The organism is Moritella yayanosii (assembly GCF_900465055.1).
In the GTDB taxonomy this organism is placed as follows: domain Bacteria; phylum Pseudomonadota; class Gammaproteobacteria; order Enterobacterales; family Moritellaceae; genus Moritella; species Moritella yayanosii.
The window spans coordinates 1877938-1897371 of sequence record NZ_LS483250.1 but is presented as its reverse complement, the minus strand read 5'-3'; the positions used below and the strand labels follow the sequence as shown (position 1 = coordinate 1897371).

14 protein-coding genes are annotated in these 19434 nt (G+C 37.0%); 10 read left to right on the top strand and 4 right to left on the bottom strand.

The genetic code is table 11. The annotated features are described in order from the left end of the window. The 10 genes from MORIYA_RS08610 to MORIYA_RS20810 all read left to right on the top strand — a co-directional run bounded on the left by MORIYA_RS08610 (position 1) and on the right by MORIYA_RS20810 (position 16361). Positions 1–624 carry a DUF1788 domain-containing protein gene (locus MORIYA_RS08610; RefSeq protein ID WP_112714389.1) on the top strand — a complete coding sequence of 208 codons (624 nt, stop codon included), beginning with the start codon at positions 1–3 and terminating at the stop codon, positions 622–624. Positions 625–656: 32 nt separating this feature from the next. Continuing rightward, positions 657–4256: a BREX system P-loop protein BrxC gene (gene brxC / locus MORIYA_RS08605; RefSeq protein WP_112714387.1), complete on the top strand. Its 3600-nt coding sequence runs from the start codon at positions 657–659 to the stop codon at positions 4254–4256. Further along, on the top strand, positions 4253–5314 hold the full coding sequence (locus tag MORIYA_RS08600) for an AAA family ATPase (protein WP_112714385.1): 1062 nt from the start codon (positions 4253–4255) through the stop codon (positions 5312–5314). The genes brxC and MORIYA_RS08600 overlap by 4 nt, the downstream gene beginning before the upstream one ends. Next, entirely contained in the window at positions 5311–5838 is a 528-nt protein-coding gene (locus tag MORIYA_RS08595; protein ID WP_112714383.1) for a hypothetical protein, read from the top strand. The genes MORIYA_RS08600 and MORIYA_RS08595 overlap by 4 nt, the downstream gene beginning before the upstream one ends. Before the next feature lie 17 nt (positions 5839–5855). Further along, on the top strand, positions 5856–9320 hold the full coding sequence (pglX, locus tag MORIYA_RS08590; RefSeq protein WP_112714381.1) for a BREX-1 system adenine-specific DNA-methyltransferase PglX: 3465 nt from the start codon (positions 5856–5858) through the stop codon (positions 9318–9320). A 20-nt stretch (positions 9321–9340) separates the two neighbouring features. After that, positions 9341–11248 (top strand): DUF262 domain-containing protein, encoded by a 1908-nt coding sequence (locus tag MORIYA_RS08585; RefSeq protein ID WP_112714379.1) that lies wholly within the window; start codon positions 9341–9343, stop codon positions 11246–11248. Continuing rightward, complete coding sequence (pglZ, locus tag MORIYA_RS08580; RefSeq protein ID WP_112714377.1) at positions 11245–13833, top strand: BREX-1 system phosphatase PglZ type A; 2589 nt, start codon at positions 11245–11247, stop codon at positions 13831–13833. The genes MORIYA_RS08585 and pglZ overlap by 4 nt, the downstream gene beginning before the upstream one ends. A 68-nt stretch (positions 13834–13901) precedes the next feature. Continuing rightward, positions 13902–15968 (top strand): BREX system Lon protease-like protein BrxL, encoded by a 2067-nt coding sequence (gene brxL, locus MORIYA_RS08575; protein WP_112714375.1) that lies wholly within the window; start codon positions 13902–13904, stop codon positions 15966–15968. A 36-nt stretch (positions 15969–16004) separates the two neighbouring features. Next, positions 16005–16148 (top strand): hypothetical protein, encoded by a 144-nt coding sequence (locus tag MORIYA_RS20815; protein ID WP_162629257.1) that lies wholly within the window; start codon positions 16005–16007, stop codon positions 16146–16148. A 63-nt stretch (positions 16149–16211) separates the two neighbouring features. Further along, positions 16212–16361: a hypothetical protein gene (locus tag MORIYA_RS20810; RefSeq protein ID WP_162629256.1), complete on the top strand. Its 150-nt coding sequence runs from the start codon at positions 16212–16214 to the stop codon at positions 16359–16361. Between the two features lie 89 nt (positions 16362–16450). Here the strand turns inward: MORIYA_RS20810 and MORIYA_RS20805 are convergent, their stop codons facing one another. The 4 genes from MORIYA_RS20805 to focA form a co-directional block, all read right to left on the bottom strand. Then, positions 16451–16636 carry a hypothetical protein gene (locus MORIYA_RS20805; protein WP_162629255.1) on the bottom strand — a complete coding sequence of 62 codons (186 nt, stop codon included), beginning with the start codon at positions 16634–16636 and terminating at the stop codon, positions 16451–16453. A gap of 49 nt (positions 16637–16685) precedes the next feature. Further along, on the bottom strand, positions 16686–16883 hold the full coding sequence (locus MORIYA_RS08570) for a hypothetical protein (RefSeq protein WP_112714373.1): 198 nt from the start codon (positions 16881–16883) through the stop codon (positions 16686–16688). 341 nt (positions 16884–17224) lie between these two features. Continuing rightward, positions 17225–17527, bottom strand: a complete 303-nt coding sequence (locus tag MORIYA_RS08565; RefSeq protein ID WP_112714371.1) for a DUF496 family protein — start codon at positions 17525–17527, stop codon at positions 17225–17227. A 321-nt stretch (positions 17528–17848) separates the two neighbouring features. Beyond that, positions 17849–19312, bottom strand: coding sequence for a formate transporter FocA (focA, locus tag MORIYA_RS08560; protein WP_112714369.1), 1464 nt, complete (start codon positions 19310–19312; stop codon positions 17849–17851). Positions 19313–19434 lie beyond the last annotated feature (122 nt).

Below are 19434 nucleotides of genomic sequence, written 5' to 3'. Positions count from 1 at the left end.
ATGGCCAACAAATTTAATAGTGGTTTAACCAAAGCTAATTTATCTGACGCGTATGTTCATTTGACTGACGTATTACAAAGTGATTCTTTTTTAAATATGGAAGGCTTAAATGGGGATATTCCGTTTCATATTTGTCCATTTGATCCTGTATTACAAAATGACGTCAATTTATTAATAAAGCAATTGACAAATTATTTGTCAGATATTCAAGTCAAGGTATTAGAGATAAACCTGTATAGCCTCGTTATTGAAATTCTAAAGGAAGAAGGTGACTTGGAGTGGTTACTTGAAAACGAAACGACGCTCGACAGAGATGAGCTAAAAGAAGAATTACAGGGAATTCTAGATATTGAATCGATTATCACCCCGGCTATTACAAAAAAAATGCAACAAGAAGAGTTTCAAATTTTAATAATTTCGGGGATTGGGGAAGTGTTTCCATACATTCGTTCAAACAATATACTCAGCAATTTACAAAAAAATGCCAAAGACAAACCGACACTGATGTTTTTTCCGGGTGAATATAAACACTCTCTTGAAACCGGTGCATCATTAGTTTTATTTGGCAAACTTGAAGATGACAAGTATTACCGAGCATTCAATATATTAGATCGTGCAATATAATAGGCTAAGAAAAGGATTAAGCAGATATAATTATGAAGTTATCACAACTATTTAAGAAAAAAGTCGATCGTCCAATTGAGGGCGTTATTAAAGCCGATGATGATGCGAGTCTAAGACTCGAGCTCGATGAGTATGTTATTACATTGGAAGTGTCTAAGAGGCTGGATGACTTCCTTGATGCTTATTTAAATTATAATAATGCCAACGGCGTTTGGATCTCCGGATTTTTTGGTTGTGGTAAATCACATTTACTTAAAATGCTGGCTCTTTTACTGGAAAATAAATCGGTTGAAGACACATCTCCATTAGATATATTCCTAAATAAGACACCTCTTAATGAAGGTGGAATATTTGCTAATGATCTGAAACGAGCGGTGAATATTCCATCCGAAAGTATTCTGTTTAACATTGACCAAAAAGCCGACGTAATCAGTAAAACCGAGCTAGATGCATTAATTGCTGTCTTTGTAAAAGTCTTTGATGAGCATCGTGGCTATTATGGTAAACAAGCATATATCGCTCAATTTGAACGTGAATTAAGTGAAGATGGTTTATTAGAGGACTTTGCCCAAGTATTTAAGGATACCAGTGGCATGCTTTGGGAAAAAGGTCGTGCCAGAGCTAAAAGAATGAGCAATGCGATTGATCATGCTTATAACAAGATATCAGGCCAAAATGTCACGGGCATATTAGATAAATACCGAGCTGACTATCGGTTATCAATCGAAGATTTTGCAGACCAAGTTAAAGATTATATCGATCAGCAGGATGAAGGATTTCGTCTTAACTTCTTTATCGATGAAGTTGGGCAGTACATTGCTGGTAATGTTAAATTAATGACTAACTTACAAACAGTGGCAGAAAGTTTAGCAACTAAATGTAAAGGCCAATCTTGGATAATAGTGACTGCTCAAGAAGATATGTCATCTGTTTTAGGAGACGTAGGTAAACAGCATAGTAACGATTTTACTAAAATTCAAGCGCGCTTTAAAAATAGAATGAAGCTTACCAGCCAAGATGTTGCAGAGGTCATTCAGCGCCGATTACTTGAGAAAAAAGAGGAGTTTTTACCGCAACTAACTGATTTATACCACCAGCAAGAGAATAATTTTAAAACGTTATTTGATTTTTCAGACGGCTCACAATCATATAGAAACTTTAAAGACCGAGAGCACTTTTTACAAAGCTATCCATTTATCCCCTATCAGTTTGGTCTGTTCCAATCTGCTATTCAAAACTTGTCTACGCATAGTGCATTTGAAGGTAAACATAGCTCTGTTGGTGAACGTTCAATGTTAGGTGTTTTCCAAGCAGTAGCCATTACCATAAAAGATCATGAACTTGGGGAGCTAGCAACGTTCGATTTAATGTTTGAAGGAATTCGTACCGCGCTAAAAACAGCCAATCAGCAGTCAATACTTAAAGCAGAACTTCAGCTTGATAACAAGTTTGCAATTCGCTTACTCAAAGCGCTGTTTTTAGTGAAATATGTCAAAGAATTTAAGCCAACGGTTCGAAATCTTTGTGTACTAATGTACGACAGCTTCTCTCGTGATATTCCTTCACTTAAAATTGAAGTTGAAGAAGCATTAAACCTGTTAGAGAAACAAACCTATGTGCAACGTAATGGTGACTTATTTGAATACTTAACAGATGAAGAACAAGACATTGAAAAAGAAATCAAAAATACTGACGTAGATAACAACGTTATTGCGTCAGAACTGGAAAAGTTGATATTTGATGGTGTACTTAAAACGCGTAAAATTCGTTTTTTAGAAAACAACCAAGATTATGCATTTAGTCGCCGTTTAGATGATAATTTATCAGGTCGTGAATATGAATTAACAATTAATGCGATTACACCTTTTCATGAGCATCCAGACGCCATCGAAAAACATAAATCAGATACATTATTTAATGATGAATTACGGATTGTATTACCTGAAAGTGTGCGTTTATTGAGTGATTTAGTGCTATTTAAGCAAACAGAAAAATATGTGGCACACGAAACTCGCACTACACAGCAAGAAAGCATTAAACGGATATTAACTGACAAGGGCATTCAAAATGTTGGACGGTTAAACCAACTAAAAACATTAATAGCTAAACTTGTTGGATCTGCTAAATATTTTGTTGCAGGGGTTGAATTAGAGTTAAGTGGCGAGGACGGTCAAAGTAAAATTGTTAAGGCTTTTGGGGAGCTCATAAAACATACCTATCCCAATCTTAAAATGCTGCGAGAGATCAAATACAGTGAAAATAATATTGCTGATATTATTAAAAATGCTGCCCAGGGCCTATTCGATGATGATACTCAATTGCCCGAGCCTCAACAAGAAATGCTCTCATTCATTCAAAGTAATAATCGTGCTGGTATCCGAACCACGGTTAAATCATTACTAGAAAAGTTTGAAAGCAAGCCTAATGGTTGGTCATTTGCGGCTATCTTATGTAATCTTGCTGAATTATGTGCTCGAGGTAAAGTTGAAGTTCGCGAGGCAACTAATTTGCTAGATGACAACGACCTCGTGCGAGCATTACGCAATATCAGTGCTCATGCTAATTTAATCCTTGAACCTCAGGTCGAATTTACGCCGTCACAACTAAGAGCCGTTAAAGAGTTCTATCGTGATTATTTTGAAAAAGTTACTCATGCTACCGAAGCCAAAGCGATGGCAAAAGAGATTCAAGAGTCATTCGCCCAACAAGCTATAAACTTAGATAAATTGCAGTCTCAATCAGAAAAATACCCATTTTTAAGGGCGTTAGGCGAGATAGTTTCAAAATTAAATGAGTTTAAAACTAAACCTTATGCATGGTTTATTACTGAACTCACGCAAGATGAAGACACTTGGTTTGATTACAAAGAAAAAATCATCGATCCAATGGTTAAATTTATGCAAGGTCCTCAAAAAGCGACCTACGATAAAGCTAGCCAAGTTATCAATCAACAAACCGCTAATATCGAGTATGTTGAAGGCACTGAATATCAACAAATTAAAGACGCTTTAGTCAATGCTGCAATATTTAAAGGCAGTGCGATACAACAATTAAAAATAGATACTGATATTTTAGAACAAACAATTGTCGACCTAGTGAAAGATGAGCGTAACAAGGCCTTCAAAATTATCCATCAGTTACAAGAAAAGCTAATAGGTTTTGAAGAGTATCAATCACTCAATGGTGATAAACAAAATGAACTTATTAATGAATTTACTCATGCAACTGAAAAGCTAAACCAGCAATCGCTTATCGCCATGTTACGCGACGAAGCTCGTCGGTTTGAGGATCACACCTATTCAACCTTAGTACAAAAATTAATGTTCTGGAGCCAACCGACACCAGAATTAGCACCGGAAGCTAGTCCAACGAAAACCACATCAAGTTCACAAGTTCAACCGCAACCGGGGCTGTTTGTGGGCGATGATGATAATACAGAAAATACGCAAACAGTTAAAGAGCCAACCAAGCAAGCGACTAAACCAGAAATACAGAGTATTTCAACCAAACAAATACGAGTTAACTACCATAAGCCCTGGTTAGCAACACAAAGTGATGTAAATGGTTATATTGAAGCATACAAAAAGGCTTTGTTAGCGGCAATTAAAGAAGGGAAGCATATACAGTTATGATAAGTAACATCACATTAGAAAATTTCACTTTGTTTCATAAAGTAGACATAGATTTTTGTCCGAAGATTAACATCATTATTGGTGAAAATGGCACAGGTAAAACACAATTATTAAAAGTTGCTTATGCGGTGGCTAGTACCCGTCAACAATTAGCTACATCTTCAACAGATAGTGATGTAATTAAACTAAAGATGACAGAAAGGCTAACGAAGCTTTTTATGCCATTAGATGACAAATTAGGAAAGTTACATCGTAATGGTGCGGAATCAAATGCAAAAGTGACCACCACATTTTTTAATGACAATAAACTTGAGTTTAGTTTTCATAATAATTCACAAAACCTAGTATTATCGGGTGATGGTAATTTGAGTAACAGCCAAGCTGCACCAGTCTATATACCAACAAAAGAAGTATTATCTTTTATGAAAGGCTTTAGCAGCTTGTATCAAAGGTTTGAGCTTTCTTTTGATCAAACCTATCAAGATATTTGTCTATCGTTAGATTTGCCAGAAATAAGAGCCGACCAACTTCAAGCAAAAGCTAAATGGGCAATTGAAGAAATTAATAAGGTGGTTGGTGGTCAATTTATCTTTTACGGTGGCGGAAAAGTAACCTTTAAATCGGATAACAATGAATATTCGGCCAATGTTGTGGCCGAAGGTTTTCGTAAAGTCGGCATGTTAGCAAGGTTATTAGAAACGGGGGCGATACAACCGGGTATTACCGGTACATTATTTTGGGATGAGCCAGAGTCAAATTTGAATCCTAAGCTAATGAGAATGTTAGTTGAGATATTATTAGAATTATCACGACAAGGTTTGCAAATAGTGATAGCCACCCATGATTATGTCTTCCTCAAATGGTTTGATCTGCTAGCAAGTGAAAGCAAAGGTGACCAAGTTAAGTATCACTCCCTTTATCGTGATGAATCAAGTGGGAAAATAGAAGTCAATACAACGGATGAATATCTTGATTTGCAACCTAACCCTATTGATGAAGCATTTGAAAATTTAGTTGATCAAGAAATTGTGAAAGATATGGGAGGGTTGGGCAAGTGATCGCAGTAGAAACCGACGGTTTTCGGTTCGAATTCACTGATGCTTTAGAGGCGTTTGTTTTTGATGAAAAAGATAAGTCAAAGCCCACTTTTCATGGTGCCCCGATGAAAGGAGTTGATATTGTAGCCGAATTCGATGAAGCATATGTCTATATTGAAATTAAAGATTATCAAGATGAATTTGCTTCTGCTTACGATATTCAAAACTTTGAATCTGATGATGAGTTGAAAGAAAAGAGAAGAGCTTTTAAATGGTTAAAAAATTACCTTAAGTATAAATACAGGGACTCATATTTATATAGACATGCAGAAGATAAAGTCGAAAAACCCATACATTACATATGTTTGCTAAATTTTGACAATGCCTTGAATTTAAAATTTACTAAATCTTTAAAACAAGAATTACCAATCGGAAGAAAGAGCAGACGATGGAATAAATCATTAGCCCAAAGTTGCCGTGTTCTTAATATTGATAGATGGAATGAACATTTTCCTAAATGGCCTGTTAGTAAGATTGCACCATAAGAAATGAGACATAAATAATGGATACATCCAGATTAAAAAAATTCGCTCAATATGCCCGTCGTAGCTTAATTGAGCAAGTACAAAGTAAACTTAAATTAGTCTTAGCTGAAGATAGTTTAGCTAGCCGTGAGCACCCTAAAGTCGTTAAAGAGTTAAGTGCTAAGTGTCATGAAATGGGTGAAACACAATTAATAGAGCAAGTTGCTTATATCTGGTTTAATCGCTTTTGTGCCCTTAGGTTTATGGATGTAAACCAATACAACCGCATTATGGTGGTATCGCCAATTGCGGGGCAATTTCAGCCAGAAATACTGGCAGAAGCAAAGGCAGGTCATATTGACGATAGCCTTGTGGGTGACAAAGCCAGAGAAAAAGTTTTTGGTTTGTTAAGCGGTACCGTTTCTAGTCGCGATGGTCAGACCGAAGCCTATCGATTAATGATAGTTGCCGTGTGTAACGACTATCACCGTTTAATGCCTTACTTGTTTGCACGTATTGAAGATTACACTGAATTACTGATGCCAGATGATTTGTTATCAGGTAATTCAATATTGGCTTATACCCGTGAAGCAATGACACCTGAAAACTGTGAATCGGTTGAATCGATTGGTTGGTTATATCAGTTTTATATCTCAGAGAAAAAAGACCAAGTATTTGCTGACTTAAAAAAGAATATAAAAATTAGCCCTAAAAACATTCCAGCAGCCACACAGTTATTTACCCCCCATTGGATCGTGCGCTATTTAGTCGAAAATTCGCTAGGGCGACTATGGATGTTGAATAATCCAGACTCAAAAGTAATTGAGCAGATGGATTATTACATTAAACCTGTTGAAGAAGAGACAGATTTTTTGATCATTACTAGTCCTGAAGAACTGAAAATATGCGACCCAGCCTGTGGTTCGGGTCATATGCTCACCTATGCTTATGATTTACTTTATGCCATTTATTTAGATGCCAATTACGATCCCATTGATATCCCCGAGTTGATTTTAACCAAAAACTTATATGGTATTGAGATTGATGAGCGAGCCGCAGAGCTGGCGGCATTTGCCCTAAGTATGAAGGCACTAAAAGGTAATCCAGCGGATGAAAGTAATAACCGCCGTCGTTTTTTCCGTAATCCTATTAAGCCTAATATTTGTCATTTAGAAAAAGTGAAAATTGATGATGATGAGCTTGAACAATACATGGAATTTGTAGGAACTGATTTATTCACTAAAGATCTGCGAACTACTCTTAAAGAGTTTGAAGAAGCCGATAACTTCGGTTCATTGATTCAACCCACATTGACCAATGCCAATGATGTGTTAGCGATGCTTGAAGCTAAAGATGTTGCAGGACAGTTGTTTATTGCAGATACCCATGAATCTGTTTTAAAAGTATTAAAGCAAGCAGATTACCTCAGTTCTAAATATCATGTGGTGGTTGCTAACCCTCCCTATATGGGGGGGAAAAGTATGAACCCAAGGCTTGCGAAGTGGGCAAAAGATAATTATCCAGTAAGTAAAGCTGATTTGTTTGCAATGTTTATGGAACGTGATCTGGCTCTAATTATGAAAAAGGGATATTCAGCGATGATTAATATGCAGAGTTGGATGTTTCTGTCTTCCTTCGAAGGGTTGAGGTACAAGTTACTAGATAACTCAACTATCGTATCAATGGCTCACTTAGGTACGCGGGCGTTCGATAGTATTGGTGGTGAGGTGGTTTCTACTACGGCATTTGTTATTGAAAGTGCTTCTAAACCGGAAGTAGCTTATTCCTATATAAGGTTGGTTGACGGGCGGTCAGAAAAAGAGAAAGAAGCTCTGCTTTTAGGTGATAGAACGGATATTAGTTTCTCTGCCACTATAAATGACTTTAAAAAATTGCCAGGTAAGCCAGTTGCTTACTGGATATCTGATAGGATTATTGATGTATTTTCTAACGCTCAAAATCTATCAGATTTTTCCGATATAGGGAAGGGACTTGATACTGGAGATAATGGTAGATTCCTAAGGTTGTGGTGGGAAGTGTCGAAAAAATCTGATAAATGGCTTCCTTGTCAAAAAGGAGGCTCATTTAGGAAATGGTATGGAAATAATGATTATGTGATTAATTGGGAGGATGAAGGTAAAGAACTGAAAGAATTTAAGGGGTCTAATCTTCGAAATGCACACAACTATAAAAAATCAGGGCTATCTTGGTCTAGGATATCTAGTAATGTAGCTTTTAGGTATTTTCCTGAAGGACATATTTTTGAGTCAACAGGACCATGTGTTTTTGTAAAAGATCTTCCTATTTTCAGTGTCGCTGGATTTTTGAATTCGAAACTAGCAGAAAAATTTCTTCAGTTTATAGCACCCACTCTTGATTTTCAGAGCGGGCATATTTCAGCTCTTCCTGTAAAGAGTATAGATTGGGATGAAATGCCTTTAGCTGACGCCCCAAAAACATGTATCGAAATTTCTAAAAATGACTGGAGTTCTGTAGAGACTTCAAGCGAATTTATGTGCTTGCCACTAGTCGAAGGATATTGTGTCTCAAAAACTTTTAAAGACCAGTTTGATTTGTTTTTTAATAATTCAATTGAAACAACGAGGCATCTACATCAGCTTGAGGAGTTAAACAATAAAAATTTCATAGAAGCGTACGGCCTCAAGCATGAGTTGGATGAGAAAGTTGAGTTAAGTAATATATCTTTATTCTGTAATCCTAATTATCGATATGGAGATAATAACGAATTTGAATTATTGAGACTCTATCTGAAAGATACTGTTGCCGACTTTTTATCTTACTCCGTTGGTTGTATGTTTGGCCGCTACTCGCTTGACAAAGAAGGCCTTATCCTTGCTAACCAAGGCGAGACTTTAGAAAACTACCTTAAACAAGTTCCTTTACCGTCATTTATGCCTGATAAAGACAATGTTATCCCGATTATCGATTTTGATGGCGATTGGTTTGAAGATGACATTACCGAGCGTTTTAAAACATTTTTAAAAGTGACCTTTGGCGAAGATAATTTCACTGAAAACCTCTCGTTTATTGAAGAGGCTATTGGCAAAGACATTAAAAAATTCTTTGTCAAAGACTTCTATGCTGATCATATTAAGCGTTACAAAAAACGTCCTATTTATTGGCTATTCTCCAGCCCTAAAGGCTCGTTTAACGCGCTAATTTATATGCACCGTTATCAGAGTGATACCGTAAGCGTGATATTGAATGACTACTTGCGAGAATTCCGCACCAAACTAGAAGCCCGTAAAGACAGTTATGTGCAAGTTGAAATAAGTGTTTCTGCTAGCCCAAAAGACAAAACTCAGGCGATCAAAGCGATCACTAAAATCAATAAAGTCATCGCTGAAATTAAAGACTATGAGCATGACGTGTTATACCCATTAGCCGGGCAGAAGATTGAGATTGACTTAGATGACGGCGTTAAACATAACTATCCATTATTTGGTAAAGCACTTAAAAAAGTGCCAGGTTTAAGTAAATAGACTTATCAAAAGGAAATAATATGGCTGGTCAGTACGAAAAAGCGATAAGTATAAAAGAAGCGATAGATAGCATTAATAATAATGATTTTTTGTTGCCTGCTATTCAGCGAAAGTTTGTCTGGAGTAGCCAGCAGATATGTGTGCTATTTGATTCGATAATGCGCGATTTTCCCATTAATAGTTTTATGATGTGGGAAGTGAAAGATGGCGAGATAAAGAAAAACTATAAATTTTATCAGTTTTTAAAAGGTTATTGTAAACGCTTTAATGAAGAGAATCCTGAGCAAATTACCAATGCCAGTTTTAAAAACTTTAAAGCTGTTATTGATGGGCAGCAAAGATTAACCAGTCTATACATTGGTCTATGCAGTACTTATGCCTATAAGCAGCCCAGAGTTCATTGGCCATCGGCACAAGATGATAACAAGTTGCCACCTAGAAAATTATACCTCGATTTAATGACAGCAGAAAATCGAGAAGAAGATGAATCATTAATGAAGTATCGCTTTAAGTTTCTTACCGAGAAACAATATCAAGATTCTGTTAGTGTAAATGAAAAGAAGCATCACTGGTTTTGCATGCATGAAGTCTTAAATTTTGCTCAAGAAAATGACGTGGATGATGTTTTATTTAATGTGGTGATGCCCTATTTAGATACACATGAATTAACGGATAACACTTTTGCTAGAAAGACTTTACTAAAGCTCTATGACGCGTTCCGTAACAAAATGATCATCCATTATTTTAACGAAACTAGCCAACAAATAGACCATGTTCTAGATGTATTTATTCGTACGAATAGTGGCGGCACTAAACTTGATTTTTCTGACTTGTTGATGTCAATTGCCATCTCAAATTGGGATGGCGATTTTAGAAAAGAAATTGATACTTTGGTGAAAGAAATTCATCAAAGTGCAGAGATGGGATTTTATTTAAGTAGAGACTGGGTGTTAAAAACCTGCTTGATGCTGACCGATGCGGATGTGAAATTTAAAGTGAAGAACTTTAAAGCTGAACAAGTTGCCAACATCCAGTCACAGTGGAGTAGCATTAAAGATTGTATACGTGAATCGTTTAAATTGATCAGACGCTTAGGTATTAACCCAGATTCGCTTACTTCAAAAAATGCGGTAATACCTATTAGTTATTATTTGTATAAAAAGACAATAAACAATAGTGCTTTGTATGTTTCGATTAATAACCTGGCTAAAGCTGATGAAGAACGTAAAACAATTAGCCAGTGGTTCTATATGGCGTTGTTGAAAGGTGTATTTGGTGGTCAGGCTGATACTATTTTATCGGGGATGCGAGAAGTCTTAAGGAATAATTTACATCAATCTGCTTTTCCACTTGAGCAGATAATTGATAAGTATAAAGGTTCGAACAAAGACCTCCGTTTTGATGCTGAATACTTGGATAACTTGCTAGATATTCAACATGGTAACGGCCGTTGTCGCGCATTATTACATTTACTTTTTCCTGAGATGAATCCGACTGAGACCTTTCATATTGACCATTTACACCCTAAAGATGCTTTTCAAAAGAAAAAAATTAAGTCACACGCTTTCTTAAAAGAAGATGCAGAGTTGATGGTTTTTTACGCTGATGTGAAAAAGTGGAATAGTATTGCCAACTTGCATTTATTGAATGACTCACAAAATATGTCAAAGAAAGCAAAGGAATTAGTTGATTGGGTTGGTAGCCCAGGCATTAGTGTTACGAAACAGAGTTTATTGCTAACGGAAGATGTGAGTTTAGCGTTCTCGGATTTTAAGCGGTTTTATGAACAGCGAAGAAAGGCTTTGATAGAACGATTGCGGAGTAGGGTTTATATGACAGATATGTTAGCAGCGCAAAGTATAGAAGATGAATTAGATGAATTAGATGAATTAGATGAAGAAGTGCTTGAAGAGGAAGTAGCAGCATGACATCACGAATTAGTGTTGCCCTTGAACGTTTATTTGCCAAACATCGTATTGTATTTTGGTACGATGAAAAACAAGAACTCCGTGATGATTTTGAGTCACTAGCGCTTGATAATATTGAAAAGTTAGAGATTACCAATAATGAATTCAGTCTAAAATACAAAGTACTGCGAGAATTCCCGAAACAACAATTTTTATTATATAAAGAAGCTAAACAACCCGAGCCATTACAAAACTGGTTGTTAGATGTAGAACTTGCCCATACGTTTTTTAGAACTGACCAGGTGGCTATTTGGTTAGCTGAAATGGAGCTGCCGAATGAGTTTACTGAATTGGTGGAATTACATTCGGCATTTTTTGGTAGCCAGGCTAATACTCAAAAAGAAAAATCAGATGCTGAACAGCGTAAGCAAGCACTGAAACCGTTATTGTCGACTGATGATACCTTGAGTCAAGTGCGTTTTAAAATGCTGGCTGTTGCTGCGGGTGCAACCCAACAAGGTGATGCACGGTTAGATGTGGTATTAGAATTGCTGTTTAGAGACTTGAGTAAGGGCCGTAATAGTACTTACCAGCTCATCGAACAGTGCAAACTCGAATCATTTTTATGGCAGCAAGTGGCAAATCATTATGGTTATGAAAGTGACACGCCCTCAATGAAAGACTTTGTTTTTGAATTATTTAAATATTGTTATGTGGCTGAACTTGATTCTGGTTTGCATGGCGTTAGTGCTGACGATGATTCAATAAAGTCTCAGCATTTAAATAACAATGCGTTAGTGTTTTTCAAACGATGGAAAGATAGCAGACTTTATCAAAGTGATTTTGAAACGCTTTCAGCTCAATGTGAAACGGTATTAAATATTGAAGCTGATTTACAAAATAGAGATTTACAAGAAATTTTGGCGCTTGATTATTTTAAAGTTATCGATCAAAAAGTGATCCATGAGCTAGTGATTAGCGTAGCGAAACGAACACTGTCGCAGGGAGAAGTAGCCCTATGCTGTCGTCAGCGTCGTCAAGGTCATTGGTATAGTGAATTTGAGCATTTATATGATGCCGTTGATGTTGCTAGTCAATTCTTTGCTCTGCTTGAAAACGTTCAACTTGATATGGCATCAGCAACCGAAGCCGTACAACGGTACACCCAGCATTGGTTTAAGCTGGATCAGTTATATCGGAAGTATGTGTATGCGCTTAAGGTATCGTCACAGAATACTCTGTTAAGCACCTTAACTGAACAAATTGAAAATTTATATATTAATAAGTATTTACAACCATTAAGTAATTCATGGCAACAACATGTTGATGACATGGATTCATGGCAAGTGAGTGATGTTGTACCACAAAACAAATTTTTCAGTCGTTGGGTTCAACCGTATTTGACCAAAAAACACAAAATTTGCGTGATCATATCCGATGCATTTCGCTATGAAGCAGGTGAAGAAATGGTGAGCCGAATTCGTCAGGAAGATCGTTACCATGCCGAGCTTAGTCATGCACTGTCATCAATGCCAAGTTATACGCAGTTAGGCATGGCATCGCTGCTCCCGCAAGATAAAGACATGCCTTTGCAGTTAGCCGACAATAACACTGCGACCATTTTTATGGGAGAGCAATCAACTCAAGGCACCGACAACAGAGACAAAATATTAAAGACCATACTGGGTGAACGTGCCGGGGCAGTTCAAGCAAAATCATTATTAGAGATGACACAAGTGCAAAGTCGTGAGCTATTAAAAGCGCATGATGTTTTATATATTTATCACAATAGAATTGACCACGTCGGTGATAAAATGCAGTCAGAAGGTGAAGCCTTTGAAGCGACAGAAAAAACCTTTGCTGATTTATTAAAGATTATTAAAAAATTAGCCAATGCTAACGCAAATAATTTATTGATCACGGCTGATCATGGTTTTATTTATCAAAATAGTACATTAGAGGAAAGTGACTTTTTATCGAAAGATGTAACTGGCGAAATTCTCTATAACGACCGCCGATTTGTGCTTGGTAAAGGATTAAGTTGTAGTAATGCACTAAAACGATTTACAGCAAAACAATTAGGTTTAGCAGGCGATGTGGAAGCTGTAATCCCCAAAGGTATTCAGCGTTTACGTTTAAGTGGTTCTGGCAGCCGTTTTGTACATGGTGGAGCATCGCTTCAAGAAGTGATTGTGCCAGTCATCAAAATAAAGAAAAAGCGCACTAGTGATACCCGAATGGTTGAGGTTGATATTCTGCGTGGCAGTTCAAGTGTTATCACTTCAGGTCAACTATCTGTTACGTTATATCAAATCGAGGCTGTGACCGATAAAACTCAGCCGAGGAGCCTTCGTGCCGGTATGTATAGTGAAACCGGAAAATTGATTTCAGATAGACATAATGTTGTATTTGATTTTTCGGCTGAAAACCCTCGTGAACGAGAGCTTAAACTACGATTTTTACTTAACCACGACGCTGATGCGGCCAATAACCAAGAAGTGATATTAAAGTTAGAAGAGGCTGTTGCGGGTACTAATCTATTTAGTGAGTACAAGACGTTGCGATATACCATTCGTCGTTCTTTTACTACCGACTTTGATTTTTAAAGTTACGGTGTATTAATGAAAGTAGCATTGGAATATAGAATGGCCAAGCTAATATTTAGGGATTGTAAATGAGTGATCTTAACCAAAAAATTTGTGATGTGTTTGCTGGTCTTGTTGTTAGAAAAGACTTAGTAAAAACCGTTAAAGGCAACGCCATTGTTCCTTCTTATGTGTTGGAATATTTGTTAGGGCAATATTGTGCTACTAGCGACGAAGCGAGTATCGAGTCTGGTATTCAAACCGTGAAAGAAATTTTGGCGAAGCACTATGTCCATCGTAACGAAGCCGGTTTAATACGTTCTACTATTAAAGAGAAAGGTCGTCATAAGGTTATCGATAAAGTCAGTGTGGCACTAAACGATAAGAAAGATGTCTACGAAATGACATTTTCTAACCTGGGCATTAAAAAAGTTTTAGTTGATTCAGGCACGATAAAAAAACACCCTAAATTATTGGTCGGTGGAGTGTGGTGTATTGCCGATGTTGAATACGACCATACTGAAGATAAAGACGCTAGCCCGTGGATTTTGAGCACGATTAAACCTATTCAAATGTCTCATTTTGATCACGAGAGTTTTCTTGAATCGCGTTGTAAATTTAACTTAAATGAGTGGATAGATCTATTAATTCAAAGTATTGGTTTTAATCCTGACTTTTTTGGCCGCCGAAGTAAGCTAATGCAGTTGGTTCGCTTAATTCCTTTTTGTGAACGTAACTATAACTTAATTGAACTTGGACCTAAAGGTACCGGAAAGTCTCATATATATTCTGAATTTTCACCTCACGGAATACTCATTTCTGGCGGTGAAGTTACCGTACCAAAGCTGTTTGTAAACAACTCGTCAGGAAAGTTAGGCTTAGTTGGGTATTGGGATACCGTCGCATTTGATGAGTTTGCAGGCAAACAAAAACGTGTTGATAAAGCCTTAGTTGATATCATGAAAAACTATATGGCAAATAAGTCATTTTCACGTGGTGTTGAAATGCTAGGTGCCGATGCTTCTATGGCATTTATTGGTAATACAGAACACAGCCTGCCTTACATGTTAAAACATTCTGATTTATTTGATGCTTTGCCTGAAAAATTTTATGACTCTGCATTTTTAGACCGTCTTCATTTCTATATTCCTGGTTGGGAAATTGACATTATTCGTGGTGAAATGTTCTCTAATGGTTATGGCTTTGTTGTTGATTATCTTGCTGAGGTACTTCGTCATTTAAGGAATCAAGATTATTCAGATCAATACGCTGAATATTTTTCTATATCTTCACAAATATCAACACGCGATCGTGATGGCATACACAAAACGTTTTCTGGCTTAATGAAAATATTATTTCCGCAAGGTGGCGCAACAAAAACTGAAATTGAAGAAATACTGAAGTTCTCAATGGAAGGTCGTAAACGAGTAAAAGATCAATTATTTAGGATTGATAATACTTATGCTGATGTTAACTTTTATTATAGTGATAAGACTGGTAATGAGATTGCGGTTAAGACGTTAGAAGAATTACAGTACCCAAATTATTTCAATCAAACCGTAGGTGAAGTTACTGACATAGGCATGCCAGAGTCAGAGATGACTTCAGCAGATATAAGCACTGAGCCACTAAACAAAGCCGATGATGACATTGTTAAGGATTCGATGCTAACGGAACAACATCTTACTTTTGTAGAGAATCAGCGTGGTATTGGTTATGACGAATTATTTGGACCTTATTTAAAAGGTGCACGGCATATCACAATAACTGATCCATATATTCGCTTATTTTATCAGGCAAAGAATTTAATGGAGTTATTAGAAACGATTGTTAAACAAAAATCTGAGGATGAAGAAATAGTTGTTAGTTTGGTCACTGTAGAAGATGAATTTAAAGGTGAACAACAGCGAGACTACTTTGATAAAATTCAAAGTGCCATGTTCGCCGTGGGTATTAAATTTTCCTATTCATTTGATACAACAAGAATCCAACATGCAAGGCATATTGTTACCGATACAGGTTGGAAAATCTCATTGGATCGAGGGTTAGATATTTTTCAAAATTATGACGTTAATGATGCGTTTAGTTTATCTACTAGATTACAGAAACATCGCCCTTGCAAGGCGTTTGAAGTGACGTTTATTAAAATAGTTTAGTAAGTTATTAAATAGTGTTAACAGGTTGAAATAAAAATGAAAAACAGCGAAGATTTATTTACTAAAATTGATTGTGTATCAACCTCCTGCCAGCAAGCTATTCTTCCTATTGAAACTATGGATAATTTTGTGAAAGGGATGGGGTTTAACTGGGTGGCATTAGAGTTTCTCGATGAATAAAACATATTAAATTTTTCTCCTTGTAAGAAACATTGGTTTAATGCTCAAGAGCAGAGTGAATTAATGTTTTTTGGTCAAATGGTAAAATCGGGCTTAAGCATAACTGTGATTAGCGAACTAACAGAATCGCTCACCAATGAAAATGATTTAGACTCGCTCATCGAAATTAAAAAAGCGATAGATGAGGCAATCGAATTGGTGCAAGACAATTAGGTTCTGGAGATTAGATCTGTTTAGGAAATTCCGCCATAAGTTATTATAATGATTCCTATTTGTATCCGGCAGCGAGTATTAAATGTTTACTATCGCCAAGTTTTTAAACCCCATACGCTGTATGCAGCATTAGCCGTTTGCAGGTTGGTATGGCTCTTAGGATCGCTGTCGGCAGGGAATACATAAGTTCGATGACCACTTATCGGTTTTACAAATTCTAATAGTGCCAAAGACTGTTTAGTTAATGGAATGTTGTGGTTGCGCTTCATTTTCATTTGTTCAGCGGGGGATATTTCATAACTTATGGTCAAAATCGATGTCGCACTATTTGGCCGTTGCCACTTCATTGGGGCGAGTCACTATTTTGATACTGGCGATGTTTAACGCTGACATCAGGTTTGGTAATTCAGCCGGTGTAATCTTGGGGAGGTGCTTCTTCTTAGGTTTCTCAAACGCTACCTTAATGCCTGATAGCGGATGATTGCCTAGCTGCGGAAAGATGTGTAACTCAAGAGAGCCCATACTTCATCAGCAATATTATCGAGCTCGTTATTGGCGTACTTATTTTTGTTGGTTGGCAGGGTTAATAAATACAAAGCAGCTAAGATGATCACCTTGTGAATTCAAACGGAGTCTACAACCTATTTTAACTTTTATAACTGTAATTTTACTAAAGTGTGATCTGTTTTAGTAAAGTTACATTAGGCTATATTCGGTAACATAGCCCGAATATTTTTCGGGCTATGGGTTCTTGAACGATAAAGTGACGCTGGATATCTGATGTTTATCTCAATGTTGATATCCGCTTATTAGATTTATTTAGGCGCGGATTATCGTGTAGGTGTATAGCGTTCGATTTCTTTTTACTTTTCGCTAACCGCTTTAGTGATAGCTTTAATTTTTTTGCTGATTTCACGACGTTCTTTAGATAGTTCAGCACCGGTAATGATGTGGTCATCAACACGGTCTTCATAATCTGATTTCATGTTCGCAATGATTTCAACAATCTCTTCTTGAGTCATGTCTGGAGAAAGATAATCAAGTAGGTTATCAAGTAGATCAACACGTTTTTGGTTATCGCGGATCTTCTTATCGTTATCGTGGATCTCACGTTTTAGCTTGTTTTTACGACGAGCACTTTTTACAGCATCAAAAACATTATTCATTAGTACACCTATATGTTATGAAAAGTTATTAAAAGAAATCCTCTTTAATTTAACAGGATAATGCCCTAAAAGCTCTGTGTTTTTGAGCTAATTGGAGCCGATTTTAAAGTTTTTGCGCTGAATCAAAAATGGTTATGTTATAAACCGCCTTGTAAAAATATGGCTTGTCGTATTATTACCTGATAATTTATTGCCATTGTAGCGTCTCTACTGGCTTACTATTTTGTCACTTTGGTTCGGAGTAATAAAGAGTATCGTAATTGTAAAAAGGCCATCGCTTGATGACCTTGTATATAATGAGTTAATACCGAGTGACTAAGCTTAGTTTACTGACATATCAACGTCATTTACGGCGCTTACACGTTCACCATAAATAGCACGTAAATGTTGGACGACGTTCTCACGAGTCACGATACCAACTAATTGATTGTTTTCAATTACAGGTAAGATACGCGGTTTACCAATGCGCATTTCACGAGCTCGATCATTGACAGATAAAGTAGTAAAGCTGGTGGCAATACCCATATCAGTCGTTGGGTACAATCTTACTTTATCAATCGCATAGAACTCAGCTAATGCTAGTAGGGTATCGTTTGGCTTCACGCTGACAATATCCGTTTTCATTAGGTCTGCAACCTTACGACCATGTTCTGGGATATAGTCTTCACACCATAATTCGACCAGAACTTCATGCTCAGAGAAGAAGCCAACCACGTTATTAGTTTGATTAATAACAACTGCCCCACTAAGGTTGCGGTCCATTAGTTGATCAAGGGCCATTTCAACTGGCATTTCTGGACGAAGTACAAAAGGAGTTGTGTGCATAAATTGTTTGATAGTTTTATTCGTGTCCATAGTATAGATATCCTTTGGAAATGAGTTTGATTGTGTGAGTATTGATGAGATATTTGATTGTGAAATTAATTTCAGTTTAGGTCGGCTGAAGATCGCCCAATAAGCAAGTCCAACTAAACCTGCACCACCAACAATATTTCCTAATGTGACCGGAATTAAATTAGCGGTAATGAAGTTTGCAACGGTTAAATCTGCAAATTGTGCTGGTGTCGCGCCGACATTTACCCAAAATTCAGCTGGGGCAAATTGTTGAATTGCGATACCCAGCGGTACCATGAACATATTGGCAACACTATGTTCAAAGCCACTGCTGACAAACATAGCAACCGGCAAGATCACCATGAAGGATTTCGTCATCATGTTGGTCGAACTAAAGGTCAACCAGACCGCTAAGCAAACCAGCAAATTACACAAAATACCCAGTGCAAATGCTTCTAATGGCTGATGATGCAACTTATGCTGGGCGATGTTTAATGCTTGTAATCCCCATTGACCACCATCGTTTTGATACAGACCCGCGGAGAAAACAAGCAGCAGTAACAACATAGCGCCAATAAAGTTACCAATATAAACTTTGCCCCATATGCCGAGCATTTTAGTGATGCTAATTTGTTTATTAGCTACTGCAATTGCTGATAATACGGAGCTGGTAAATAGTTCAGCGCCAGTAATGATCACTAGGATAAGGCCCATGCTAAAAGCAAGTCCGCCAGCGAACCGACTTATACCCCAGCCTGTATCGGTATTACCGGTTGTGACGGTGATATAGAATACGAATGATAACCCGATGAATACCCCTGCCATAATCGCTAAACCAATAATCATACTTGTCGACTTGTGTGCTTTTGCTAATGCATATTTCTCAGCTTGCTCCATCATTTCACTGGGACTAAATTGTCCTGTGTTGGTAATTTTCACTTCGGAAATCATAATTTCTCCTGCGTATAGGATTACGGTTAATGCTAGCTAACTCGCTCAGCAAATCCAGATTAAGGCGAAATTAAGCTGAGGTAAAATTGATAATATTTAATCGTCAATTCAATTTTATTGAT

What these genes read in the sequence shown, in the direction of transcription:
- MORIYA_RS08610 (WP_112714389.1), top strand. Translation starts at nt 1, where the DNA reads ATGGCCAACAAATTTAATAGTGGTTTAACCAAAGCTAATTTATCTGAC.
- brxC (WP_112714387.1), top strand. Translation starts at nt 657, where the DNA reads ATGAAGTTATCACAACTATTTAAGAAAAAAGTCGATCGTCCAATTGAG.
- MORIYA_RS08600 (WP_112714385.1), top strand. Translation starts at nt 4,253, where the DNA reads ATGATAAGTAACATCACATTAGAAAATTTCACTTTGTTTCATAAAGTA.
- pglX (WP_112714381.1), top strand. Translation starts at nt 5,856, where the DNA reads ATGGATACATCCAGATTAAAAAAATTCGCTCAATATGCCCGTCGTAGC.
- MORIYA_RS08585 (WP_112714379.1), top strand. Translation starts at nt 9,341, where the DNA reads ATGGCTGGTCAGTACGAAAAAGCGATAAGTATAAAAGAAGCGATAGAT.
- pglZ (WP_112714377.1), top strand. Translation starts at nt 11,245, where the DNA reads ATGACATCACGAATTAGTGTTGCCCTTGAACGTTTATTTGCCAAACAT.
- brxL (WP_112714375.1), top strand. Translation starts at nt 13,902, where the DNA reads ATGAGTGATCTTAACCAAAAAATTTGTGATGTGTTTGCTGGTCTTGTT.
- MORIYA_RS20815 (WP_162629257.1), top strand. Translation starts at nt 16,005, where the DNA reads ATGAAAAACAGCGAAGATTTATTTACTAAAATTGATTGTGTATCAACC.
- MORIYA_RS20810 (WP_162629256.1), top strand. Translation starts at nt 16,212, where the DNA reads ATGTTTTTTGGTCAAATGGTAAAATCGGGCTTAAGCATAACTGTGATT.
- MORIYA_RS20805 (WP_162629255.1), bottom strand. Translation starts at nt 16,636, where the DNA reads ATGAAAATGAAGCGCAACCACAACATTCCATTAACTAAACAGTCTTTG.
- MORIYA_RS08570 (WP_112714373.1), bottom strand. Translation starts at nt 16,883, where the DNA reads ATGGGCTCTCTTGAGTTACACATCTTTCCGCAGCTAGGCAATCATCCG.
- MORIYA_RS08565 (WP_112714371.1), bottom strand. Translation starts at nt 17,527, where the DNA reads ATGAATAATGTTTTTGATGCTGTAAAAAGTGCTCGTCGTAAAAACAAG.
- focA (WP_112714369.1), bottom strand. Translation starts at nt 19,312, where the DNA reads ATGATTTCCGAAGTGAAAATTACCAACACAGGACAATTTAGTCCCAGT.